The organism is Streptomyces palmae, from assembly GCF_004684805.1.
Taxonomy (GTDB): Bacteria; Actinomycetota; Actinomycetes; order Streptomycetales; family Streptomycetaceae; genus Streptomyces; species Streptomyces palmae.
The window spans coordinates 1-9,089 of sequence record NZ_SRID01000289.1 but is presented as its reverse complement, the minus strand read 5'-3'; the positions used below and the strand labels follow the sequence as shown (position 1 = coordinate 9,089).

Genomic DNA, 9,089 nt, shown 5'->3' with positions numbered 1-9,089 from the left:
GCGTCGAAGGCTCGATCCCCGCCCGCTCCAACGCCTCCCACGAGATCTCCAACAACACCCGCTGCTGCGGGTCCATCGCCAACGCCTCACGTGCCGAGATGCCGAAGAACCCCGCATCGAACCGGTCCGCGTCCCGCAGGAAGCCGGCCTCCCGCTGATAGAAGCGCCCCGCGACCCCCACCTCCGGGTCGTACAACTCCTCGATCGGCCAACCCCGATCGGTGGGGAACGCCCCGTACGCCTCGCCCCCGTCGGCCACCAGCTCCCACAACGCCTCGGGACCGTCCACCCCACCCGGCAACCGGCAGCTCATCGCCACGATCGCGATCGGTTCGCCGTCCTGGACCGGGACAGCCGGCAGCAGCTCCACATCGGTCGACCGACCGGTGATGACGGCCCCTAGGTGATCGGCGAGCGCCGCCACGGTGGGGTTGTCGAACACCAGGGTCACCGGCAGCTCCAGGCCCAGGGCCTCGTTCACCAGGTTCCGCAACTCCGTCGCACCGACCGAGTCCACGCCCTGCTCGGAGAGCGGACGCCCCTCGTCGACCGGGTGCGCGATGCCGCGGCCCAGCACCGCGGCAACCTTGTCCCGGACCAGACTCAACAGTTCCTCGCGCCGCTCCTCGGCCCCGGCGGCGGCCAGCCGCTGATGTTCCGGACTCACCGTGTGGGCCGTGCCGCACGAGTCAACCCGCTCCTCGCGCGCGGCGGCGGCATCGAACGGGTAGTTCGGCAGCGGCACCCGGCGCACCGGCTGGCCGGCGAAGACCCCGGCCCAGTCGGGCTCCACCCCGCGCGCGTACAACTCGCCCAACGCCACGCACAGCCGCTCCCGGCCACCTTGGTAGCGGCGCAGCGTCCCGGCCACTGCCACCTCCGCCCCGACCTCGTCCGCGGTCTCCTGCACGGTGTGGGTGAGCACCGGATGCGGGCTGACCTCCAGCAGCACACCATGCCCCTCGGCCAGCAGCGCCCGGGTGGCCTGCTCGAAGCGGACCGTGCCGCGCATGGCACGGCACCAGTAGTCGGCGGTCAAGGTGAGCGGGTCGACACGTCCACCGGTCGCGGCGGAGTAGTACGCCACCTCGGCGGGTCGGGGCCGCAGGAAGGCGAGCTCGGTACGGAGCCCATCGAGTACCGGATCGATCTGGCGGCTGTGACCGGCCAGGCCCAGGGCGATCCGCCAGGTGCGTACGCCGGCACCGGCGAGCTCGGCCGCCAGTTCAGCAGCCGCTTCCGGAGTGCCGGAGACCACGACCGACCGGGGAGCGTACAAGGCGGTCAGCTCCAACTCACCGCCGAAGCGCGCCAACCGGGGACGCACCTCCTCGGCCGGCGCCAGCACCGAGAGCATCACACCCCGCCCCAGCAGCGGAACCTGGGCCTGGCTGAACAAGGCCACCGCGCGCGCCCCGTCCTCCAGGGACAGCGCACCCGCAACGGTGGCCGCGGTGATCTCCCCAGCACTGGACCCGACCACCGCGTCAGGAGTGATCCCGAAGGACCGCCACAGCGCCGAGAGCGCCACGGTCATCGCCCACAACGCCGGCTGCGCCACCTCCGGTCGGCCCAGCGGGGGAGTGTCCGGGGCACCGCGCAGCACCTCCAGCACCGGCCAGTCCACATGGGGGGCAAGCGCCTCCGCACAGGCGCCCAGCCGCTCGGCGAACACCGGGGAGGTCTCGAACAGCTCCCTCGCCATCCCGGGCCACTGGGGACCATGTCCCGGGCAGACAAAGGCGACCCGTCCGCGCTCACGTGCCACACCGCGGACCAACCGCGGGCCCTGCCGACCCTCGGCCAGTTGGTCCAGTGCCTCGGCAAGCCCGTCCGGCGTCTGACCGACCACAACCGCCCGATGCCGATGAACCGCCCGGGTGGTGGCCAGCGAATATCCGAGGTCCCCTACCGAGGCACCAGGACACGCCGCCAGATGCACACGCAGGCCAAGGGCCTTGGCCCGCAGTGCCTCAGGGCTGTGCGCGGACAAGGCCAGCGGAACCGGCTGCTCGCCGCCCTCCGAGCCGCCCGTGGCGCACCCGCCGTCAGCGGTCGGGGTGAGGCCGGCACGGCCCTCCCGCAGCGCGGCATCGACCAGCCCGGCCACGTTCCCGGGCGCCTCGGCCGACAGCTCGACCGGATAACCGAATCCCTCGTGGTCGGCGGTGGTGAGCACGGCAGCGCAGGCAGTGGAGTCCGGGTCCGGGCCGGCGGCGACCAGCACGGCGATCCGGCACTCCCCGGACCGGAGGCAGGCCATCGCGGCGACCACCGGTTCCGGCTCGCTACGGCATGGCCCGTTGATCCCGAACACCCTGGCCGGTCCGTCGAGTCGGCTGCGGTCGCCATCGGCCGTGAACAGGCCCACCGCGGCAGGCAGCCGGTCCGGCGCCAGGCCCGCGTCCTCCACCGCGGCCCAGATTGCCTCCAGGACGGGCAGCTGCCCGGGTACGGGGTCGACACCCCGCCACCCGTGGAACAACTCGCGCCCGGCCGACGAGTTCGAGCTGTCCGAGCGCTTCGGGACCGGCATACGGCGGGCCGCCCCGACCAGCGAGATGATGCCATCATCCGGCAATTCGGTTTCATGCATGGGATCCCCCGGGCCGATGCCCGTCAATTCTGTGTGTGGGCCGAATTGCCAAGACATTCGGCCGATGTGTACTGCGCGCCGTGCAGGGTCGCGCGTCCAGCCATGCCGGCCAGCGCGGCTCACCGGGGCAAGAAGCCGCCGGCATCCTGGGGAAGCCTAAGCCTTATCGTGCCGCAGTGTCTGCGGAGAGCGAATCAAACCAGTGAAATTGACCGGGAATCAATTGATGCTCAAGTGCGCGTGGATAGGAATGCCGTTGCACAGAACCATGAAAGGCAATGAACGGCGGGAAACGGATGTACCTGTCAGCTGACCCAATTCTCCTGGGCAGCCATCGGTCAGTACGCGTCACACTCGGGAAACGGGTTAATTGTCCGGTTGATGCCGGTAGGTCGCGGAGAATTCGAGGAAGGCGATGACCCAAATCCCCCAGGTCCCGCGAGCCCGGGCGCCCCGCCCTTTGAGCTGCGTTCTGATCGGCGGCAACTCGCTGGTCGTCACTTGCGCCGAACTGCTGCTGAGCCACGGGCATCCGATTCTCGGCATGGTGTCACCGGACCCAGGTATTCGCGACTGGGCCCGGCAGCGGCGGCTGCCCGCCCTCGACTTCGGCCCCGAGTTGGTGGAGCGGCTGGCCGCCGAGCCCTTCGACTACCTGTTCAGCATCGCCAACCTGCGGATGCTGCCCGCCGCGCTGCTCGACCTGCCGCGCGAGCTGCCGGTGAACTTCCACGACGGACCACTGCCCCGGCACGCCGGCCTGTACGCCACCAGCTGGGCCGTGCTGGAGCGCGAGGTGTCCCACGGCGTCACCTGGCACGTGATGACGGAACGGGCCGACGAAGGCGACATCCTGGCCCAACGCCCGGTCACCGTCACCGAGGAGGACACCAGCCACACCCTCAACGTCAAGTGCTTCGAGGCTGGTTACGCCTCCTTCGCCGAGCTGCTGGACCACCTGGAGAGCGGACAGCTCCAGCGGTCGGCCCAGGACCTGTCCGCGCGGACCTACCACGGGCGCTTCGACCGGCCGGACGGTGGGGGATTCCTGTCCTGGGACCGCCCGTCCGCCGAGCTGCACGCCGCCGTACGCGCCGCCGACCACGGTCCGTACCCCAACGAGTTCGGCACCGCGAAGATCATCGCGGGGGACGGCGCACTCCTGGTGGGCGGCCTCCAGCCGCTCCCCGGCCGGCCCGAGGCACCGCCCGGGACGGTGCTGCGCGACACCAGGGACGGGCTGGAGGTGGCGACCGCTGACGGCGCCGTCCGCCTCACCGGACTCACCACCCCCACCGGTGCGCCGGCCGCCCCCATCCTGGCCGCCCGCGGGATCCGCCCCGGACACCGGCTGCCGACCCCCGACCCGGAACTGCTCGGCACCGCCACCCGGGCCCAGGCCCGGACCCTGCGCCAGGAGAACCACTGGCGGCGGCGGCTCGCCCGGCTGGAGCCCGCCGAGCTGATCGGCAGCGAGGGCACCGTACGCGGCGGGGGGCACAGCTGCGTCCCCGTTCCGACACCCGCCGGTGCCGCCGACGCGGCAGCCCGCGCCGGAATCCGGCGCGACCAGTGGCTGCTCGCCGCACACCTGGCCTTCCTCACCCGGGTCGGCGTGGCGGAGGGCACCGACGTGCACTGGCGGGCCGCCCCGCCCGACACCGGATTCCTTCCGGTGGACGCCCTGTACGCCGCCTTCGTGCCGCTGCGGATCCCCTCGCTGGACAGTGCGGACATGGCGGTCCTCGGCACCCGGACGATCCAGCTCACCCAGGAGGCCGAGCGCCGCGGCACCCACCCCCACGACCTGTGGGTACGCCACCCGGAGCTGCGCGGACGGCGACCCTCCGCCCCGGGCCTGCCGATCGCCATCGAGGTCTGCGAGGATCTCTCGGTGCCGGCCGCGCCCGCCGAGGGCACCTCGCTGCTCATCCGCATCCCGCGCGGCGAAGCCCCCCGCCCCTGCCAGTGGGTGGTGCGCGACGGCACCTTCGACCGCCGCACCCTGGACCTGCTCGCCGAGTACGCCACGGCCTTCCTGGCCGGCGCCGTCTCGCCGGAGGGCGCCCGGGACCTCTCCCGCATCCCGCTCGGCGTCGGCGCACGGCTGAGTTCCGCCACCCAGACCACGGACCCGGCCGACGCCGACCTCCCGCTGGACAGCTGTGTGCACCACCTGGTCGCGCGACAGGCACGGCGGCGACCGGACGCCCCGGCCGTGTCCTGCGGTGAGGAGATCGTCAGCTACGCCGAGCTGGACCGCCGGTCCTCGGCCCTGGCCGGACATCTCCGGGCACGCGGCATCGGGCCCGGGCAACTGGTCGGCGTGTTCCTGGAACGCTCGGCGCGGCTGCCGGTCGCGCTGCTGGGGATCATAAAGTCCGGGGCGGCCTATGTCCCGCTGGACCCGATCTACCCCGCCGACCGCATCGGGTACATGCTCGCCGACACCGCGCTGCCGCTGGTCGTCACCGAGTCGCGGCTGGCCGCACGGCTGCCCGAGGGACACGGCGAGGCGCTGGTACTGGACCGCCAGTGGTCCGAGATCGAGGCCGCGACACCGGAGCCGGGTGAGGAGGTGAGCAGCGGACAGGACGCCTACGTCCTCTACACCTCCGGCTCCACCGGCCGCCCCAAGGGGGTGCGGATCGGACACCGGGCGCTGACCAACCTCGTCTGCTCGATGTGCCTCACCCCCGGCATCACCGAGCAGGACACCCTGCTGGCCGTCACCACCGTCTGCTTCGACATCGCCGGCCTGGAGCTGTACGCCCCACTGGTGGCCGGCGGCCGGGTCGAGGTCGCGCCCGAGCAGGCCGTCGCCGACGGCTCCGTACTGCGTGGCCTGCTGGAGGACGTACGGCCCACCGTCATGCAGGCCACACCGGCCACCTGGCGGATGCTGCTGGACGCCGGATGGCCCGGCCGCACCGGCAGCGCACTGCCCCGCATCCTGTGCGGAGGCGAAGCGCTCACCGAGGAACTCGCCGGAAAGCTGCTGTCACACGGGGCGCAGCTGTGGAATCTGTACGGCCCCACCGAGACGACCATCTGGTCCTCCGTCAAGCGGGTACGCCCCGGCGCCCCGGTGACCCTCGGCCGGCCCATCGCCAACACCGCGTTCCATGTGGTCGACCACCGGATGCGGCCGGTGCCTCCCGGAGTGCCGGGAGAACTCCTCATCGGGGGAGCGGGCGTCGCCCAGGGCTACCTCAACCGGCCCGAGCTGACCGCCGAGCGCTTCCTCCCCGACGTGTACGGCGCGTCCGGCGGCACCGTCTACCGCACCGGTGACCTGGTCCGGCTGCGCCCGGACGGCGAGTTGGACTACCTCGGCCGACTGGACGCCCAGGTCAAGCTGCACGGATACCGGATCGAGCCGGGCGAGGTGGAGTCGGCGCTGGCCCGGCATCCCCGAGTCGCGGAGGCGGTCGTGGTGGTCCGAGAGGACCGTCCGGGCGATCGACGGCTGGTCGCCTACCTGGTGCCGCGCACCCCCGGGATCCCCTCCGGGGAGCTCCGCGCCCACCTGCTCGCCGGGCTCCCCGACTACATGGTGCCCACCGCGTTCGTGGAGCTCGACGCCATCCCGCTGACCGCCAACGGCAAGACCGACCGGCGGGCCCTGCCCCGCCCCGCCGGCGTGGGCGGACCCCGCACCGAGCCCGCCGACCAACTGGAGCGCGACATCGCCGGCATCTGGCGGGAGGTGCTGCTGCTGGACGCCGTCGGCACCGAGGACAACTTCTTCGAAGCGGGCGGCAACTCGCTGCTGCTGATGCGGGTCATGGCCCGGATCAACGCGGACGTCGGCGGATCACTGACCCGCGTGGAGATGTTCATGTACCCCACTGTCCGGGCGTTGACCCGGCACGTTCGCTCCCGGCGAGGGGGTGGCGCCGGACAGCGCCCCCCGGTGCCCGACCCTCGCGCCGCCAGGCCCTCCCGCAGCGGCCTCGGCGATCTGCGCCGCAGGCGGCAGCACCCCCGCACGGCCGATGAGTCACCACGATGACGCGGAAGAGGAACACCATGCGTGTCTGCCAGGTATGCGCCCTGAAAGAGGACCACCCCGGGGTCACCCTCGGCGACGACGGGGTGTGCAGCCTGTGCCGCCTCGGGCTCGTCGGCGAACTGCTGGAGAACTTCAGCTACACCGACCAGGTCCACGAGGAGTTCACCCGCAGCGGCCCCAATCCGAACGGCCCCTACGACTGCCTGTTCATGTACAGCGGCGGCAAGGACAGCACCTTCATGCTGGACAAGTTCGTCAACGAATACGGCAAGCGGGTCCTTGCCTACACCTTCGACGTGCCGTTCGAGAGCACGCACGCGGCCGACAACATCGCACTGGCCCGGGAGAAGATTCCCGCCACCTTCGTGCTCGACTCGGACGACGACAACATCAAACTGGTGATGCGGGAGGTGTTCAAAAAGCCCGTCACCAAACCCGGGAAGTATCTCGACGAGAAACTCCCGTGCGCCTCCTGCCGGACGTTCTTCGTGATCCGGGCGATCATCTACGCCTTCCAGCACCGCATTCCGTACATCGCGCTGTGCGCGGACCCGCAGCAGATTCTCACCATGGAATCCGACACCCGGGAAGTGGTGCGCGGCTTCTACCAGACCTTCGGTTCCCAGTTGACCGACACCGTATTCCGCAGCGAAGCCGAGAAGGTGCTCTTCGCCGATGACGAGGAACTCCCGAAAATCGTCTTCCCGTTCATCGCGATGCGCTACCAGTACGACCCCGACCGCATCGTGGCCGACCTCAAGGCCAAGGGACTGTACAACTCGTCCCCGCTGGAGACGCACTGCACCCTGTTCCCGCTGCTGAACTACTACTCCTTCAAGCACTGGAACTGCATGTTCTACAAGCTCAACGCCGCCAGCCACCGCCGCTCGGTCCGACGCAACAAGAACTACGACCGGTCCACCTTCAGCATCACCTTCCCCCGTGCGGCGGACCTGCCCGCGATCGAGGAGCGGATGAAGCACGCCGTCCTCGACATCGCCGAGGAACGCGGCGACCCCGCGGAGCACCGAAGCGCACTCATGGAGATCTTCCGGGAACTGGGCGCCACCGACGACGCGGCCCGGTTCGTCACCGAAGGCTTCCTGGGCATGCGGACCGTGGCCACGGACCTGGGCATCACCCTCTAGCACTCTAGGCGGAAACACCATGCAGCAGTCAGCGGAGATCAGGGAATCCGACATCGCCATCATCGGGATGGCGTGCCGATTCCCCGAAGCCGCCACCACCGACACCTTCTGGAGCAACCTGCGGGAAGGCCGGGAGAGCATCCGGTTCTTCACCGACGAGGAGCTCCTGGCCGCCGGCGCCGACCCGGAGGAACTCCGGCGACCCGGCTATGTGAAGGCCGGACACGTCTTCCCGGACCTGGAGGCGTTCGATGCCGGGCACTTCGGCATCCCGGACGACGAGGCGGAGATCCTCGACCCCCAGCACCGCCACTTCCTGGAGTGCTCCCTGGCCGCCCTCGAGGACGCCGGGTACGAACCCTCCGGATACCCCGGCGACATCGGAGTCTTCGCCGGGGCGGGCATGAACACCTATCTCCTCACCCACCTCGCCGAGCGCTACCAACGCGAGTCGTCGGTGGGGCACTACCGGATGATGCTCGCCAACGACAAGGACTTCCTGGCCACCCGGGTCTCCTACAAGCTCAACCTGCGGGGACCGAGCATCAGCGTCAACACCGCCTGCTCCACCGCCCTGGTAGCCGTCCACCAGGCATGCCTGAGCCTGCTCGCCGGGGAGTGCGACCTCTCCCTGGCCGGAGCCGTCCATCTGCGCGTGCCCCAGACGGCGGGCTACCTCCACCAGGACGGCATGATCTTCTCCCCGGACGGCCACTGCCGAGCCTTCGACGCGGACGCGGGCGGCACCGTGATCTCCAGCGGCGTCGGCGTGGTGGTGCTCAAACGCCTGGCCGCGGCGGTGGCGGACGGGGACACCGTCTACGCCGTGATCAAGGGGACGGCGGTGAACAACGACGGCTCGACCAAGCCCGGCTACACCGCCCCCAGCGTCGAACGCCAGGCGGACGTCATCCGCGACGCCCAGCGCGTCGCCGAATGCCCGCCGGACACCATCGCCTACGTGGAAGCCCACGGCACCGGCACCCCGCTCGGCGACCCGATCGAGGTGGCCGCGCTCAGCCGGGCGTTCGACGGAGTGGAAGCCGGCCGGGTCCTGCTGGGCTCCGTCAAGACCAACATCGGGCATCTGGACACCGCCGCCGGCATGGCCGGGCTGATCAAGACGGCCCTGATGCTGCGCCACCGGACCATCGTGCCCAGCCTGCACTTCCGCACCCCCAACCCCGACCTCGAACTGGACCGCGGGCCGTTCCGGGTCGCCACCGGGACGACCGCCTGGCCGCAGGGCGCGGGCCCGCGGCGCGCCGGGGTCAGCTCTTTCGGCGTGGGCGGCACCAACGCCCACGTCATCCTGGAGGAGCCCCCGGCC

At 71.0% G+C, this 9,089-nt stretch carries 4 protein-coding genes; 3 read left to right on the top strand and 1 reads right to left on the bottom strand.

Annotated elements, in window-relative coordinates:
* A partial coding sequence (locus tag E4099_RS24110; RefSeq protein WP_167828463.1) for an acyltransferase domain-containing protein occupies positions 1-2,596 on the bottom strand: 2,596 nt, incomplete at its 3' end.
* Positions 2,597-3,056: 460 nt separating this feature from the next.
* On the opposite strand from E4099_RS24110, the gene E4099_RS24105 reads away from it, so the two are divergent.
* The 3 genes from E4099_RS24105 to E4099_RS24095 all read left to right on the top strand — a co-directional run.
* A complete protein-coding gene (locus tag E4099_RS24105) occupies positions 3,057-6,611 on the top strand; it encodes an amino acid adenylation domain-containing protein (protein ID WP_167828462.1) in 3,555 nt (1,184 codons plus the stop codon).
* Positions 6,608-7,759 carry an adenine nucleotide alpha hydrolase family protein gene (locus tag E4099_RS24100; protein ID WP_245245128.1) on the top strand — a complete coding sequence of 384 codons (1,152 nt, stop codon included), beginning with the start codon at positions 6,608-6,610 and terminating at the stop codon, positions 7,757-7,759. Before E4099_RS24105 ends, E4099_RS24100 begins: the two co-directional genes overlap by 4 nt.
* A 19-nt stretch (positions 7,760-7,778) precedes the next feature.
* On the top strand, positions 7,779-9,089 hold a 1,311-nt coding region (locus tag E4099_RS24095), incomplete at its 3' end, for a beta-ketoacyl synthase N-terminal-like domain-containing protein (protein WP_135341219.1).